Origin of the sequence: Pseudotabrizicola formosa (genome assembly GCF_002900965.1) — a bacterium.
In the GTDB taxonomy this organism is placed as follows: Bacteria; Pseudomonadota; Alphaproteobacteria; order Rhodobacterales; family Rhodobacteraceae; genus Pseudotabrizicola; species Pseudotabrizicola formosa.
In genome coordinates, this window is sequence record NZ_PJOM01000001.1 from 276,328 (window position 1) to 291,483 (window position 15,156).

Annotated in this window: 19 protein-coding genes; 14 read left to right on the top strand and 5 right to left on the bottom strand. The window is 64.7% G+C overall.

Annotation, left to right across the window (positions count from 1 at the left end; translation table 11 throughout):
• Positions 1-144: 144 nt before the first annotated feature.
• The gene (locus tag CXR43_RS01380; protein ID WP_103332254.1) at positions 145-1,011 is read right to left on the bottom strand and encodes a peptidoglycan DD-metalloendopeptidase family protein; all 867 of its coding nucleotides are present in this window, start codon (positions 1,009-1,011) and stop codon (positions 145-147) included.
• Positions 1,012-1,017: 6 nt separating this feature from the next.
• Positions 1,018-1,737, bottom strand: a complete 720-nt coding sequence (locus CXR43_RS01385) for an acetyltransferase domain-containing protein (protein ID WP_168219719.1) — start codon at positions 1,735-1,737, stop codon at positions 1,018-1,020.
• A gap of 431 nt (positions 1,738-2,168) precedes the next feature.
• Between CXR43_RS01385 and ilvD the strand changes: the two genes are divergently transcribed.
• The gene (ilvD, locus tag CXR43_RS01390; RefSeq protein ID WP_435530776.1) at positions 2,169-3,905 is read left to right on the top strand and encodes a dihydroxy-acid dehydratase; all 1,737 of its coding nucleotides are present in this window, start codon (positions 2,169-2,171) and stop codon (positions 3,903-3,905) included.
• Entirely contained in the window at positions 3,886-4,452 is a 567-nt protein-coding gene (locus CXR43_RS01395; protein WP_146036451.1) for a hypothetical protein, read from the top strand. The genes ilvD and CXR43_RS01395 overlap by 20 nt, the downstream gene beginning before the upstream one ends.
• A gap of 176 nt (positions 4,453-4,628) precedes the next feature.
• Here the strand turns inward: CXR43_RS01395 and CXR43_RS01400 are convergent, their stop codons facing one another.
• The gene (locus CXR43_RS01400; RefSeq protein WP_210402046.1) at positions 4,629-5,189 is read right to left on the bottom strand and encodes a GNAT family N-acetyltransferase; all 561 of its coding nucleotides are present in this window, start codon (positions 5,187-5,189) and stop codon (positions 4,629-4,631) included.
• Positions 5,190-5,466: 277 nt separating this feature from the next.
• Between CXR43_RS01400 and CXR43_RS01405 the strand changes: the two genes are divergently transcribed.
• The 9 genes from CXR43_RS01405 (at position 5,467) to CXR43_RS01445 (ending at position 12,271) form a co-directional block, all read left to right on the top strand.
• A complete protein-coding gene (locus CXR43_RS01405) occupies positions 5,467-6,240 on the top strand; it encodes a DUF6478 family protein (RefSeq protein WP_103332259.1) in 774 nt (257 codons plus the stop codon).
• 7 nt (positions 6,241-6,247) lie between these two features.
• Entirely contained in the window at positions 6,248-6,622 is a 375-nt protein-coding gene (locus tag CXR43_RS01410; protein ID WP_103332260.1) for a hypothetical protein, read from the top strand.
• A gap of 221 nt (positions 6,623-6,843) precedes the next feature.
• Entirely contained in the window at positions 6,844-7,779 is a 936-nt protein-coding gene (locus tag CXR43_RS01415) for an AEC family transporter (RefSeq protein ID WP_103332261.1), read from the top strand.
• Positions 7,776-8,606, top strand: coding sequence for an S-formylglutathione hydrolase (gene fghA, locus CXR43_RS01420; RefSeq protein ID WP_103332262.1), 831 nt, complete (start codon positions 7,776-7,778; stop codon positions 8,604-8,606). Before CXR43_RS01415 ends, fghA begins: the two co-directional genes overlap by 4 nt.
• 3 nt (positions 8,607-8,609) lie before the next feature.
• Positions 8,610-9,065 carry a YaiI/YqxD family protein gene (locus CXR43_RS01425; protein ID WP_103332263.1) on the top strand — a complete coding sequence of 152 codons (456 nt, stop codon included), beginning with the start codon at positions 8,610-8,612 and terminating at the stop codon, positions 9,063-9,065.
• 50 nt (positions 9,066-9,115) lie between these two features.
• On the top strand, positions 9,116-9,742 hold the full coding sequence (locus tag CXR43_RS01430) for an HAD family hydrolase (RefSeq protein WP_103332264.1): 627 nt from the start codon (positions 9,116-9,118) through the stop codon (positions 9,740-9,742).
• A complete protein-coding gene (locus CXR43_RS01435) occupies positions 9,739-10,638 on the top strand; it encodes an ornithine cyclodeaminase family protein (protein ID WP_103332265.1) in 900 nt (299 codons plus the stop codon). Before CXR43_RS01430 ends, CXR43_RS01435 begins: the two co-directional genes overlap by 4 nt.
• A gap of 117 nt (positions 10,639-10,755) precedes the next feature.
• Entirely contained in the window at positions 10,756-11,562 is an 807-nt protein-coding gene (locus tag CXR43_RS01440; protein ID WP_103332266.1) for an alpha/beta fold hydrolase, read from the top strand.
• A 106-nt stretch (positions 11,563-11,668) separates the two neighbouring features.
• Positions 11,669-12,271, top strand: a complete 603-nt coding sequence (locus CXR43_RS01445) for a LolA family protein (RefSeq protein ID WP_168219720.1) — start codon at positions 11,669-11,671, stop codon at positions 12,269-12,271.
• Between the two features lie 69 nt (positions 12,272-12,340).
• Here the strand turns inward: CXR43_RS01445 and CXR43_RS01450 are convergent, their stop codons facing one another.
• Together CXR43_RS01450 and CXR43_RS01455 are read right to left on the bottom strand one after the other, a co-directional pair.
• Positions 12,341-12,931: a transglycosylase SLT domain-containing protein gene (locus CXR43_RS01450; RefSeq protein ID WP_103332268.1), complete on the bottom strand. Its 591-nt coding sequence runs from the start codon at positions 12,929-12,931 to the stop codon at positions 12,341-12,343.
• A gap of 78 nt (positions 12,932-13,009) precedes the next feature.
• On the bottom strand, positions 13,010-13,891 hold the full coding sequence (locus CXR43_RS01455) for an AEC family transporter (RefSeq protein WP_103332269.1): 882 nt from the start codon (positions 13,889-13,891) through the stop codon (positions 13,010-13,012).
• Between the two features lie 85 nt (positions 13,892-13,976).
• Here CXR43_RS01455 and hspQ point away from each other — a divergent pair, with 85 nt between their 5' ends.
• The 3 genes from hspQ to CXR43_RS01470 all read left to right on the top strand — a co-directional run bounded on the left by hspQ (position 13,977) and on the right by CXR43_RS01470 (position 15,149).
• Entirely contained in the window at positions 13,977-14,303 is a 327-nt protein-coding gene (gene hspQ / locus CXR43_RS01460; protein ID WP_103332270.1) for a heat shock protein HspQ, read from the top strand.
• A gap of 65 nt (positions 14,304-14,368) precedes the next feature.
• Positions 14,369-14,713 carry an STAS domain-containing protein gene (locus CXR43_RS01465; RefSeq protein ID WP_103332271.1) on the top strand — a complete coding sequence of 115 codons (345 nt, stop codon included), beginning with the start codon at positions 14,369-14,371 and terminating at the stop codon, positions 14,711-14,713.
• Positions 14,703-15,149 (top strand): ATP-binding protein, encoded by a 447-nt coding sequence (locus tag CXR43_RS01470; protein ID WP_103332272.1) that lies wholly within the window; start codon positions 14,703-14,705, stop codon positions 15,147-15,149. Before CXR43_RS01465 ends, CXR43_RS01470 begins: the two co-directional genes overlap by 11 nt.
• Positions 15,150-15,156: the final 7 nt, after the last annotated feature.

The following is a 15,156-nucleotide window of genomic DNA, read 5'->3' on the forward strand; positions in this document are numbered from 1 at the left end:
GGCCTTTCGGGTGCCGGTCTTTGGTTTCAGATAGAGCGCCGGGGCGGGATTTGCAATCGGCAGCGGCGTAGGGATCGCGTCTGGCGGGCGTATGGTTTGCGTATGGCTTACGTCATGACGTTGGTGCGCAGGGTGTTTGAGCGGTCAGGACAGGATGAAAGCGCTGTCGGGCAAGCGCAGGATCAGGTTGGGGTCGGGGCAGATGGACTGCCAGACATCCCACAGACTGCTGTGGCCGACGCCATAGAAGTTGCCGCCGGTCTGGCCCAGCATGTCGGTCATGATCTGGAAATGCACATGCGGGGCCCAGCCGCCATTCTCGGGCCAGTCGCCCAAGTCGGCGATGTGCTGGCCTGCGGCGACCGGTGCGCCGGGTTCGAGAAGATCGGGAAGGGTGGCGGCGAGGTGGCCGTAGAGGGTGTAGAACGGGACATCCCCGGCGCAGTGTTGCAGGATCAGCGTATGGCCATAGTCCAGCGGGTCTGCGTTGTAGGTCAGGTGCAGGACACGGCCCGGCAGGGGTGCATAGAGCGGGGTTCCGGCGGGCGCGAAGACATCAATGCCAAGGTGGCGGGTGCGGCGTTCCGGGCTGATGGCATCGGCGAACTGGGCGGTGCGGTAGACCGAGCGATCCTCGCCATAGGTGCCGATGCCGTAGGGGATGCCCTTTGCCGCAAACCACGCGTCAAAGGCGCGGTCCGAGAAGGCGGGCATGTCGGGGTGTTCGCCATTGGTCAGCAGGGCGAGGGTAGGGCCGCTGGCGATATCGGGGCGGAACAGCGGCGCAAAGCTCTGGCCTTGCAGATGGGCGGAGATCTGCGGGGCGGTGGGAATCGCAGGCTGGCCGCGCCCTGCGCGCAGGATCGCGCGCAGCAGGCCATGGTCGGCCACGCGCAGCCGGGCGGCCACCGGGGCGGGGCTGGCGGCGATGAGGGCGGGCAGATCCTGCGGGGCGGCGCCGCTGGCGCGCAGGGCGGCGTAGAGGTCGGGCTGGTCGGGAAGCGGGTGCATGGCGGCCTACAGGTAGCGGGTGAAGAGGTAGACCGCGCCGAACAGCACGGGCTGGTGGATCAGGTAGATGGCAAGGCTGTGCCTGCCGGGCCAGAGCATCGCGCGACCGAGGCGCCCCGGTTGCCAGCGGCGCAAGGTATCCCATGCGCCGGCGCGGGTCATCAATTTGGCGATGGCGATGCCAAGCAGGACCGGGCAGAGCCAGGGCAGCAGCGGTTCATAATCCATCATCGGCGGGATGGTGGTGGAGAGGCCGAGCCAGATCCAATAGGGGTCGTTGAAGAGGTCAGAGCGGAGCAGATGCGGGGCGGTGAAGGCTGCCGCCGCGACGGCGACGGTCAGGATGATGGGCGCGCGCAGGAACAGCAGCCCGATCAGGCTGCCCGCCGCGATGGCATGCAGGATGCCCCAGCGGATGAACTGGCCGCTCATGGCGACATAGGTGGCGATGGTCACAAGGGCGGCGGCTCCGGCCAGCATGGCAAAGCGCTTCCAGAAGGCAGGCCAGCGGATGCCAGTGCCATGGGCCAGCCAGAGCGAGACCCCGGCGAGAAACAGGAAGCTGGAGGCGATGGCGCGGGCGATCAGCGGCCATGGCCCCTGAAAGACGAAGCCCGGGGGCAGATGGGCAAAGAGCATCAGGTCGAAGGTAAGGTGATAGCCCGCCATCGCCAGAAGGGCGAGGCTGCGGGCAAGGTCGATGGCCGGGATGCGGTGCGATGTCATGGGGCGGCACAGTAGCCATATGGGCGGCGGAGGGAAGGGGCGGTGTTGGGGGCGGAGGCCGCTCCGCCGATGCGGGGACGGGTGGCGGGGAGACCCCCGCCCTACCGGCACGGCAAACGCATCGCGGTGTGTCATGGCGCGGCGTGTGCCAGCCACGGGGTAGGGCGGGGTTCACCCCGCCTTGGGGGACGGGTGGCGGGGAGACCCAAGCACGACCCGGAATTGGGGGCGTGAAAGACAGTTGCCACGCCAGAGTATGAGGCGGTGGCGTTGATGGGTAGGGCGGGGTTCACCCCGCCACATCGCGCGGCAATGGCGGGGTGAACCCCGCCCTACGCCCGCGATTCGGTTTTATACCCTGTTTTCGCGGCTTGCCCCCGGGGGGTTCGCCGATTATTCCCGTTCCAGCCAGTCATTACGGGAGGATGCCCATGTCCACGAACCAGCGTTTCGACAAGTCGAAACTTCCCAGCCGCCATGTGACCGAAGGCCCGGCGCGCGCGCCGCACCGGTCGTATTTCTATGCCATGGGCATCACCGAGGAAGAGATTCACCAGCCCTGGGTCGGCGTGGCCACCTGCTGGAACGAGGCGGCACCCTGCAACATCTCGCTCAACCGTCAGGCGCAGATCGTCAAGCATGGGGTGAAAAAGGGGGGCGGCACGCCGCGCGAGTTTACCACCATCACCGTGACCGATGGCATCGCGATGGGGCATGAGGGGATGCGCTCATCCCTCGCCTCGCGCGATGCGATTGCCGATACGGTGGAGCTGACGATGCGCGGGCATTGCTATGACGCGCTGGTGGGTCTGGCCGGCTGTGACAAATCCCTGCCCGGGATGATGATGGCGATGGTGCGGCTGAACGTGCCATCGGTGTTCATCTATGGCGGGTCGATCCTGCCGGGCCGCTACAAGGGCCAGGACATCACCGTGCAGGACATGTTCGAGGCGGTGGGCAAGAACCAGGCCGGGACGCTGTCAGCGGCGGAGCTGGAGATCATGGAGCGGGTGGCCTGCCCGTCCTCGGGGGCGTGCGGCGCGCAATACACCGCCAATACCATGGCCTGCGTGTCCGAGGCCATCGGGCTGGCGCTGCTGAACTCCTCCGGCGCGCCTGCCCCTTACGAGAGTCGGGATCAGTATGGCGAGGCGTCGGGCGTCGCCGTGATGAACCTGATTGAAAAGAACATCCGGGCGCGGGACATTGTGACGCGCAAGAGCCTTGAGAATGCGGCGCGGGTTGTGGCCTGCACCGGGGGCAGCACCAATGGCGCGCTGCACTTGCCGGCGATTGCGCATGAGGCGGGGATTGATTTCGATCTGTTCGACGTGGCCGACATCATGCGCGACACGCCCTATTTCGTCGATCTGCGACCGGGCGGGAAATATGTCGCCAAGGATCTGTACGAGGTTGGCGGCGTGCCGATCGTGATGAAAGAGCTGATGAAACTAGGCCTGATGCATGAGGATTGCATCACCGCCAGCGGCAAGACCATCGGCGAGTCGCTGGATGAGATTGTGGGCGAGGCCGATGGCCGGGTGATCTACCCCGTCTCGACCCCGATCACCAAGACCGGCGGCGTGGTGGGGCTGAAGGGCAATCTGGCACCCGATGGGGCGATCGTGAAGGTGGCGGGCATGTCCGAGGCCGAGCAGGTGTTCACCGGCCCGGCGCGGGTGTTCGAATGCGAGGAAGACGCGTTCGAGGCGGTGAAGAACCGCGACTATGCCGAGGGCGATGTGATCGTGATCCGCAATGAGGGCCCAGCGGGCGGGCCAGGGATGCGCGAGATGCTGTCGACCACCGCCGCGCTGTCTGGGCAGGGGATGGGCAAGAAGGTGGCGCTGATCACCGATGGCCGGTTCTCGGGTGCCACACGCGGGTTCTGCGTGGGGCATGTGGGGCCGGAGGCGGCGCATGGCGGGCCGATTGCGCTGATCCGGACCGGCGATGTGATCACGCTCAACGCGCTGACCGGCGAGCTGTCGGTGGCTTTGAGTGATGACGAGCTGGCGGCGCGCAAGGCCGAGTGGAAAGGCCCGCGCGAGACGCAATATGCCACCGGGGCGCTGTATAAATATGCCAAGCTGGTGGGGGGCGCGCGCTGGGGTGCGGTGACGCATCCGGGGGCCAAGGCTGAAAAGCATGTCTATATGGACCAGTAAGGCCCGGGTTGCGGTGCTGGGGCTGGCCTTGTGCCAGCCCTTTGCCGTCCGCGCAGAGGTGCCGCTGCCCAAGGCGGTGACGCTGCGGGCGCAGGAGATTACGGTGCAGGGCCCGGCAGGCTATTGCCCGGACCCGGCCACGCTGACCCAGAGTGATGGCGCGGTGGCGGTGTTGCTGGGGCGCTGCACCGACCGGGCGGCGGCTTTGCCTGCGGTGATTTCTGTCACCTTTGGCCGGGCTGGCAGCGCGGCGGTGATGGCGGCGGGCGGGCCGCAGATGGCGGCGTTCTTTGCGACCGAGGCGGGGCGCAAATCGCTGAGCCGCCGGGGGCGGGCGGCGGATGTTGCGGTGACCTCGGCCCGGACCGTGGGGGAGCTGTTCCTGTTCCGGGTGGCGGACCGGGGGGAGGGCACCTATTGGCGCGGGATGACCGCGATGGGCGGGCGCACGGTGAGCATCAAGGTCTCTGGCCCCGATCTGGACGAGGTGGAAAGCCGCAAGCTGGTGGAGGCCACCAGCCGCGCGCTGCGCCGGGCCAATCGCTGAGGCCCCGCGCCGATGTCGAATGCCATCCGTAAGCGACCCGAACCTTTGGATTTTCTGAACCTTGTCGGACGGCCGTGCCAAGCAATCGCGACTCGACTGCCAAGCTTTTCCGACCCAAGCTGGACCTTTGCTGCGGGACGCGCGAGGGTCCGCTGTGCGGACGAAGCGGACGCTCCTTAACCAATCCCTTTTTCCATGATGACTGTCCGTTCTTCGCCGTGAAAAACGTCCCGAACCTCGGTATATCCGAGCTGAGCGTAGAATGGCTTTGCTGTCAGAGAGGCTGGCACCTGAAGCATAGTAGTGCCTCCACGCTTTGCCGTTATCTCGATGGCTTTCATCAGCTGTCTTCCAACGCCCTGACCTTGCACATCGGGGTCTACAAAAACGGTCCGCACGACCTCGCCGTCCAGACTTGCAGTGCCAACCGTGACATTGTTTTTAATGGCGACCAGAACCGTGCGGGTCTTGAGGAGACGCTGAACTGTATCGGTTGAAAAATTTGCGACCACTCGTTCGATGACTGCGTGGGAATAGTCCTGAGCGTTGCTTATGCGGATTGTTTTTTGCACTAACCCGCTGATCTGACCTGCGTCAGACTCTTGGGCGAGGCGAATTTGCAGAGAGTGTTTCATAACCGCAGAATGGCGAGGAAGCACCAACAAGGCAATGACCGATAAGGGCTCTTTTCGCTCGTTCGCTGCGTCAGGTGCGAATGGCGGTTTCCTTTTTTCCATGCGATTTGGGTCAGTGGTCTGACACAAAAATCGGCTTTGCCTGGGATCGGACGGCTGGTTGCCGGGCGTAGGGCGGGGTTCACCCGCGATGCGGGAGCCTGTGGCAGGGTGAACCCCGCCCTACCCTTTGGGAGGAAGCGCAGCCCCGGCGCATCCGGTTGCCAGTCCTCGCCTGCAAAGTATGTGGAGTCTTGGTGTTTTTTGCGGCAATAAAGGGAATCGTTGCCGGTGTGTGAACAATCAGCGGCATTTTCCGGGTGGGGTTTCGCGAAAGCAGATGGCAGGCAGGTTTGACGCGTTTCTTGACCGGGTGTTGCAGCGCCGGGTGCAGCGCCGCTGGGGGGCGGTGGCCGACCGGGCGTCGACACTGGACCTTGAGACCCTGACGGCGGTGCGCGGGCGGGCGCGGGCGATCCGCCGTCAGCTGGACCGGGTGATCCATGAGGCGGAGCACCGGCTGGCGCTGCCGGTGATCGGCTCGAACGCGATGCGTCGTCCGCTGGGCACCGACTGGTCCTGGCGGCCGACGCTGTGGCGCGGGCCGATTCCGGTGCCAGGGTTTTCTTCTGTTCCGGGCAAGGCGCAGGTCTGTGATGGGGCGACGGTGTTTCACGATTGCCGCCAGTCTGAGCTGACCGTGCGGCAGATCCGCAATACGCGGCCTGCCGATCTTGCCCCCTTTGGCTTTCGGATGGATGTGTTCCGCTTTGACGGGTCTTTCCTGAGCCTGGTGCTGGACCTGCCGCCCGAGGTGGCCAACGGATTGAAATTGCGCCATCTGATCCGGCTGGATGTGATCGTCGAGATGGAAAAGCCGCTGGAGATTTTCGCGCGGCTGAACATCAAGCACGGGCCCAATGTGGAGCAGATCGTGCGCGAGCTGCCGCTGGGGGATGAGGAGGTGATGGTGGAGTTTGACCTTGCCTATACCAAGATCAACGAAAAGCGGGTGGAGCGGCTGTGGGTGGACCTGATTTTCGAGGGGCCGGAGATGAACCAGATCATCCTGCGCGATGTGACCCTGGGCCGTCGGCCCCGGGCAGAGGTGTGAGGCAGAGATGTCGGAACAACGGCTGACCAAGACCCGCATCCGGGCCGGAGTCTGGGAAGGGGTGCTGACGGGGGGGGCAGACCAGCCCAGGCTGGAGGTGTGGCTGTTGGACCAGCCCCTTGCCGGTGTGGCGGTGGCGCCTGTGCCGGGCCGGGCCGGGGACTGGGCGGTGCGGGTGCCGATTCCGGCCGAGGTGCTGAGCGAGGGGGTGCAGACCTTCCTGATCCGCGCGGCGGGCAGCGACCAGACGCTGGCGCATTTCACCATCATCACCGGGGTGGCGATGGAGGAGGATCTGCGGGCCGAGGTGGACCTGCTGCGGCAGGAGTTGGACATGCTCAAACGCGCGTTCCGGCGACATTGTCTGGAAACGATGGGATAGCGGAGCTGTCGGATTTGGTGGAGCGGGCTGTCGCCCGCACGCGATGTGTCGGGCCGCGGCTGCGCCGCGATCCCTCCGCTGGGGGGCTTTGCCCCCGCCGCGCGCAGGGCGCGGCCCCCCCAGGATATTTGGGAACAGGAAATGACCAGGGTGGCGGTCTGGCGGGTTGCGGGGGCGTCGGCTTTCTGAAAGCCTGAGCCGAGCCCGTTGAAAGTGAAACTATGCTGCCGATCCTTTTGAAGACCCTGCCGTTCTTTGCGCTGATCGGGTTGGGCTATCTGGCCGGGCGGACGCGGTTTTTCGGGGCGGAGGCGACGGCGGCGCTGACGAAATTCGTATTCTATTTCGCGCTGTCGGCGATGCTGTTCGGCTTTGCGGCCAATCTGTCGCTGGGCGAGATCTTCGAGTGGCCTTTTGTCTTTGCCTATCTGTCGGCCTCGGTGCTGGTCTATCTGCTGGCGACCGGGGTGGCCCTGTGGCGGGGGGTGTCGGTGGAGGAGGCGGCGGTCGAGGCACAATGCGCGGTGATCGGCAATGTGGGCTTTCTGGGGGTGCCGATGCTGGTGCTGCTGCTGGGCGCGGCGGCGGCGGGGCCGGTGCTCTTGGTGCTGGCGGTGGATCTGATCGTGTTTTCCTCGGTGATCACGCTGGTGATCACGGCGCGGCGCGAGGGGCGGATGTCCCTGGGGATTTTCCGGGTGCTGGGGCTGGGGTTGCTCAAGAACCCGATGATCGTGTCGATCGTGCTGGGGCTGGCCTGGGGGGCGACGGGCTGGGCGCTGCCGGGGCCGGTGAATGAGTTCATGACCACATTGGGCGCGGCGGCCACACCGGGCGCGCTGTTTGCCATCGGGGCCTCGCTGGCCGGGCGGGCGGCGGAGCGGGTGCAGGTGGCGGTCTGGCTGGCCAGTGCCAAGCTGGTGCTGCATCCGGCGGCGGTGGCGCTGGCGGCGCTGGTGATTTTTCCGGTGGAGCGCTATGCGGCGGGGGTGATGATTGCGGCGGCCGCCCTGCCGGTGGCGGGCAATGTGTATATATTGGCCGCGCATTTCGGCGTGGCGCCGCAGCGGGTGTCGACGGCGATCCTGCTGTCAACGGCGGCGAGCGTGCTGACGGTGACGGCGGTGATTGCCCTGGTGAATGGAGGAACGGGATGAAGACGGTAGCGGAAAACAGGGCCTTTGGCGGGGTGCAGGGGGTGTATTCGCATGCCTCGAGCGCGACGGGGACCGAGATGATCTTCGGCCTGTTCCTGCCCGAGGGGGCCGAGGACGGGCCGGTGCCGCTGATCTGGTTTCTGTCGGGGCTGACCTGCACGCATGAGAATGCGATGGTGAAATCCAACGCACAGCGCTGGGCGGCCGAGGCGGGGGTGGGGATCGTGTTTCCCGACACCTCGCCGCGCGGGCCGGGGGTGGCGGATGATGCGGCCTTCGATCTGGGGCAGGGGGCGGGGTTCTATGTGAACGCCACGCAAAAGCCCTGGGCTCCGCAGTTCCGGATGTGGGATTATGTGACCGAGGATCTGCCGCGCTTGTTGTTCAGCGCGTTCCCGCTGGCCGAGGAGGCGCAGGCGATTACGGGGCATTCGATGGGCGGGCATGGGGCGCTGACGATTGCGATGAGCTTTCCGGGACGATTCAAGTCGGTGTCGGCCTTTGCGCCGATCTGCCATCCGACCGCCGGAGACTGGGGGCGCAAGCAGTTTGCGGCCTATCTGGGGACAGATGAGAGCACCTGGGCCGCGCATGATGCGACATTGCTGATGCGCAAGCGCGGGTTTGACGGGCCGGTTCTGGTGGATCAGGGCACAGCGGACCAGTTCATCGACCTGCTCAAGCCCGAGGCTTTGGCCGAGGCCATTGCCGCACGGCGGCAGGGGGGGGCGGTGCGGATGCAGAAGGGCTATGACCACAGCTATTTCTTTGTGTCCTCTTTCATGGAAGAGCATATCGGGTTCCACGCCAAGGCCTTGTATGGGTGAGCGATGACGCGGGTGTTCATTGATGCCGATGCCTGCCCGGTGAAGGCGGAGGCCGAGCGGGTGGCCACGCGGCATGGGGTGCGGATGCTGGTGGTGTCGAATGGCGGCATCCGGCCATCGGCGAATCCGCTGGTGGAAAGCGTGTTTGTTGCCGCCGGCCCGGATGAGGCCGACAAGTGGATTGCCGAGGCCTGTGGCCCGGGCGATGTGGTGGTGACGGGGGACATTCCCCTGGCCGCGAAATGCGTGGCGGCGGGGGCGCGGGTGGTCAAGCACAATGGCGAAGAGCTGAGCACCGCCAATATCGGGATGGCGCTGGCCACGCGTGATTTGATGCAGGATCTGCGCAGCGCCGATCCGTTCCGGCAGGGGGGCGGGCGGCCGTTTTCCAAGGCGGACCGGTCGCGGTTTCTGGATGTGCTGGACCGGGCGCTGCGGGCGGCGCAGCGGATGGGTTGAAAATCAGCGCAGCGCGGGGCTTTATGCCGCCGGGCAAACAGAGGTGCAGCATGACACGACCCGAAGCGGTGGTTTTCGATATCGGCAATGTGTTGATGTCCTGGGACCCGGAAGGGTTTTATGATCGGCGGCTGGGCGAGGCCGGGCGCAGGCGGCTGTTTGCCGAGACCGGGATCGAGGCGATGAATGTGGCCATTGATGCCGGAGCGCCATTCCGCGCCACGGTGGAGGCGCATGCTCAGGCGCATGGCGCGTGGCGCGACGAGATCCTGTGCTGGTATCACAACTGGATCGAGATGGCGGCACCGCGCATCGAGGGGTCGATCGCGCTGTTGCGGGCGTTGCGCGGGAAGGGGGTGCCGGTGCTGGCGCTGACCAATTTCGGCGATGACAGTTTTACCTATGCCCAGAGCCAGTATGATTTTTTGAACGAATTCGACCGGGCCTTTGTTTCGGCCCGGATGGGGGCGAGCAAGCCGGAGCCCGAGATCTACCGGCAGATGGAAGAGGCGACCGGGATCGCGCCGGAGCGGTTGATCTTTACCGATGACAAGGCCGAGAACATCGAGGCGGCGGCGGCGCGGGGCTGGCGGGTTCATCTGTTCACCGGTTGGCAGGGGTGGGCCGCGCGGCTGGTGGACGAGGGATTGCTGACGAAAACGGAGGCGGGGCTATGACGGTGCGGATCATCGGGCCGGAGGTCGAGGCGCGGCTGACCTGGGAGGGGCTGACCAATGCGCTGGAGGCGGGGCATCTGCGGCCACGGGCGGAGATCCGTGATATGGTGCTGTATCGCGGTGGGGACACGCTGCTGAACCGGGCCGCCTGGATTGACGGGCTGGGGCAACTGGTGAAGGTGGCGACGGTGTTTCCGGGCAACGGGGCGCAGGGATTGCCCAGCGTGAACGGGGCGGTGACGCTGTATGACGACCGTACCGGCGTGCTGACGGCGCTGGTCGATTTCCATCTGGTGACGAAGTGGAAGACCGCGGGAGATTCGCTGCTCTCGGCCAAGCGGTTGGCGCGCAAGGACTCGCGCCGCATCCTGCTGGTGGGGGCGGGGACGGTCGCGCGGTCGATGATCAGCGCCTATGCCAGCGTTTTCCCGCAGGCGGAATTCATGGTGTGGAGCCGGAACCGGGCCACGGCGGCGGCGATGGGATTGCCGGTGGCGGAGGATCTGGAGGCGGCGGTGCGGGCGGCGGATATCATCTGCACCGCGACCATGGCCAAAGAGCCGCTGATCAAGGGCGACTGGTTGCAACCCGGGCAGCATCTGGACCTGATCGGGGCCTATACGCCCGCGATGCGCGAGGTGGATGACGCGGCCATGGCACGGGCGCGGCTGTTCGTGGACAGCCGGGCCACGACCATTGGCCATATTGGCGAGCTGCTCGCACCGATGGCCAGCGGCGCGATATCCGACTCGGATGTGATTGCGGATTTCTACGACGATCCGGCGGGATTTGCCCGCCGGTCCAATGATGAGATCACGATCGCCAAGAACGGCGGTGGCGCGCATCTGGACCTGATGACGGCGGATTACATCGCGCGGATGGCGTCAGGGGAGTGATGCGGCAAGGCGATGCAGCGGTGCTCACGATCTGTTTGACAGCGTGATGGCGGGCGGAGCGGAACCGTCTGGGCATGGCGGGGGTTATCTGACACCCCATCCCAGTCAGGAAACCTTATGCCCGTCAAACTGCACGTTGAGACCGCCGGACCCGAAAACGGCCGCCCTGTCATTCTGATCCACGGCTGGCCACTGTCCGGCAAGGCCTGGGAGCATCAGGTGCCTGCGCTGGTGGAAGAAGGCTTTCGCGTCATCACCTATGATCGCCGCGGGTTCGGCCAGTCGGAGAAACCCGAAAGCGGGTATGATTATGATAACCTTGCAAAAGACCTGTCGGATCTGATCGAGGCGCATGATCTGAAGGATGTGACGCTGGTCGGGTTTTCGATGGGCGGCGGCGAAGTGGCCCGCTATATCCGCAACCACGGCGAGGAGCGGCTGCATTCGGTGGTCTTTGCCTCATCGGTCACGCCGTTCATGCTGCGCTCGGAAGACAATCTGCAAGGTCCGCTGACCGAAGCGGCGGCACAAGAGATGGAGCAGGGCCTGCGCAAGGATCGCAGCGCGTTTTTTGACCAGTTCACCCGCGATTTCTTTTCGGCAGATGGCGAACTGAAGGTGTCGGAGGACGAGCGGCAAAAGGCCATCGCATTGTGCGAGCAATCCGATCCATCGGCGGCCCTGCAATGCATGACGTCATTCGGCACCACCGATTTCCGCGAGGATCTGGAAAAGGTGACGGTGCCGACGCTGGTCCTGCATGGCGATGCCGATGGAATCGTGCCCTTTGTCGGATCGGGTGCGCGTACCGGCACGCATGTGGCGCACAGCACCACGGCGCTGATCAACGACGCCCCCCATGGTGTGACCGCAAGCCATGCCGAGGCGTTCAATGCCTCGCTGATCCGCTTTCTGAACGAATGACGGGCCGGGGTATGATACCCTGTGTTACACCCGCCTCGCCTGGACGTGACAGGATCACGCCGGGCGGGGGATTTCACGACACCGAGACATCCCCTATATCCGTATGATGAACCGTAGAACCGCCATATTGGCCCCGCTCGCCCTTTTCGCGCTTGGCGCACCGGCCGCTGCTGCGCCGATCCCGCTGGCTGACCTGTCGGCCTATCTGAACCGGCTGACGACGGTGCAGGCCGATTTCACCCAGGTGAACGGGGACGGCACCATTGCCACCGGCAAGCTGTATATCCAGAGGCCCGGGCGCATCCGGTTTGAATATGCGCCGCCTGACCGCAGTCTGGTGATGGCCGGGGGGCAGCAGGTGGCGATCTTTGACGCTAAGTCGAACCAGCCGCCCGAGCAATATCCGCTGCGGCGCACCCCGCTGAACCTGATCCTGGCGGCGGATGTCAACCTGGGTCGGAACGGGATGGTTGTGGGCCATCGGGAGGTGGAAAATACCACCCGCGTGATCGCGCAAGACCCCGAGAACCCGGCCTATGGCACCATCGAGCTGGTGTTTACCGCCAATCCGGTGGAATTGCGGCAATGGATCATCACCGATGATGTCGGCAATCAGACCACGGTCATTCTGGGAGAGATGGTCAAGGGCGGGTCGATGCCGGCGTCCTATTTCGATATCAACGGCGAAATCTCGAAACGCGGCCAATAAGGGGCTGTGCCCGCGCGGCTGTGCCACGGGCCGGGGTAGTGCGCCCCGGCCCATGGCAGAGGTCTGTCGTCAGGCGCGACCGCAGGTCATCAGTTGCTGGGCATACATGTTTGACCGGATCTGCACCCGGGCTGCTACATCCACCAGCCAGGGCTTTGCCAGATAGCTTTGCCGGGCAAAGCCGGTGCGCCCTTCGTGATAGGCCAGATACTGGTTCTGGGCATCGGTTTTTGACACGCCAAGCCGCTGCTGGGTCTGATCCATGTACCAGCCCATGAAATCTGTGGCGTCAGAGATCCGGTCGCGGCGGGCAGAGCGGCGGTTCTGATCCTGCTGATATTCTTCCCAGGTGCCGTTCAGGGCCTGGGAATAGCCATAGGCCGAAGATTGCCGCCCCATCGGGATGATCCCCAGCGCAAACTGGTGCGGGGTCTGGGCATTGCCGATGAATTTCGATTCCTGATGGATGGTGGCCATCTGAACATGAATGGGAATGCCCCATTTGCGTTCTGTCGCCTTCATCGCGCGGAAGTATTGCGGACGCTCACGCACGATGGCGCAGGCGTTTTCCAAATCACGGGGCGCCGAAAACCTGCCACTGCCACCGCCACAGGCGGCCAATAGCAACAAGATCATCGACGCGCGGAGAAGTCTGCTCATTTGCCCCTCGCACGTTTATATTTATTGTCCTGATGATAGGGCAAATGTGCTGCGGGGGAAATGGGGCACGGCGGCGGTTCAGATCAGAAATCCGAGAGTGAGCGGTAAAGTGATGATCGCAAGCAAGGTGGAGGCGATGACAAGCCCCGCGACCGCATCGGCATCGGCCCCGTATTTCTCGGCCAGCATGTAGGAGGTGACCGCCACCGGGGTGCTGATCTGCACCACCAGAACCGCAAAGGCCACCGGGTCCAGCGCGAAGAAGCGGCCCACGGCGACGGCGACCGCCACGGTCAGGCCGCCGCGCATCAAGGACAGCCAGAGGGCGCGGCCCAGCCGCCCCGGCGTCAGCCGCGCCACGGCGACGCCCAGCGTGATCAGCATCATCGGAATGGCGATCTGGCCCAGCAGGGTCAGCGCATTGGTCAGCCAGTCCGGGGTCTGCCAGCCCTGCCACAAGAACAGCGCGCCCAGCAGCGTGGCCCCCATCGCCGGTTCCTTGACGATGCGCAGGGCCGAGCCGCCGCCCGACACCAGCCAGATGCCGAAGGTGAAGCTCCACACCATCATCACCGCGAAAATCACCACGGCGTAGCCCAGCCCCGCCTCGCCAAAGGCGAACATGGCAAGGGGCAGGCCGACATTGCCGGTATTGCCAAAGATCAGCGGGCCCAGATAGGTGCGCCGGTCCAGCCCCAGGCCCTTGACCACCCCCCACAGGAGGAGCGTCAGCGCCCCGTAAGCCGCAACGGCGGCCAGGCTCACGGCGGTCAGCGCCGCCGGGTCAAGCTCGGTTTTCATCAGCGCGGTGAAGATCAGCGCCGGCACCGACAGGGTCATCGACAGGCGGGTGATGAACTCCATCCGGTATTCATGGCCGGTCTTGACCCACAGATATCCGATGGCGCCCAGCAGGCCGACAGGGGCCACGATTTCCAGCACTGTGAGGATAAGGACCACAGTTTGTTTCCTTAAATCATCGCCTGTCATGTGGACAAGGCCCTTGCATCGGGATTAATAACCATCCGAAGGGGATTGCAATGCGATGCTGAGACTGACTCCCAAATACCATCTTGGTCAGGTGCTGCGGCACCGCAAGCACCCGTTCCGGGGTGTGGTGTTTGATGTCGACGCGATGTTTTCCAATACCGAGGAATGGTATGACAACATTCCCGAAGAAAGCCGCCCCGCCAAGGACCAGCCCTTCTATCACCTGCTGGCGGAAAACGACCAGAGCTTCTACGTCGCCTATGTGTCGGAACAGAACCTGGTTCCGGACGAAACCGGCGAGCCGGTGGGCCACCCCGATCTGGGTGATCTGTTCGGGGATTTCGAGGACGGGCGCTATCCGTTGCAGTTTCAGCTGAATTGACCGGCGGTCATTGACCAGTCGGTAATCTTCGGGCGCTAGGCTTTGCCAAGTGCCGGAGGGCTGGAATGAAACTGGATTCTGAAATGACCCCCGAGCTGATGATCGTGCGGGTGCACGAAAAGCGCATTGACGCCGCGGGGGCGATTGATTTCAAGGACAGGATGCGCGATCTGACCGCTGGTGCCCGGGGGCGGGTGGTGCTGGATCTGTCCTGCGTCACCTTCATTGACAGTTCGGGGCTGGGGGCGGTGGTGGCGGTGCGCAAAGCGCTCGGCCCTGACCGCCCGCTTGAACTCGCAGGTCTGACCCCTTCTGTCGACAAGGTATTCCGGCTGACCCGGATGGATTCGGTTTTCACCATTCACCCTGACGTTCCGGATCTGGCGGGCAACTTTCGTGATGTTGTCTGATGCCGCGGCCCGCCGGACCTGCTTTGTCATCGCGTCGGACCCGATGTCTGTCCGGCATGCGGTGCAGGTGGTGTTTGCCCGGTTGAAGCGGTGGCGGATCAACCCCGATGCCTGTGACAGCACCCAGATCGTTCTGGCCGAAGCGTTGAACAACATCGTCAAACACGCCTATGCGCAGGCCCCGGGCGAGATTGAGGTGATGATCGACCTGTCGGACAGCGATCTGACCTGCCGGATCATGGATGCCGGCCTGCCGCTGCCCGGATGCTCGGTGCTTCCCGCCTGGGTCGCGCCGGTGCCCGATGGCGGCGAGGTGCCAGAGGGGGGCTATGGCTGGCACCTGATTCGCACCCTGACAAAAGACGTGAGCTATCGGCGTGCGGGAGGGCGGAATATCCTGACATTCCGGATTGCATCGCAACAGGGCCCGCAATGACCGGCGC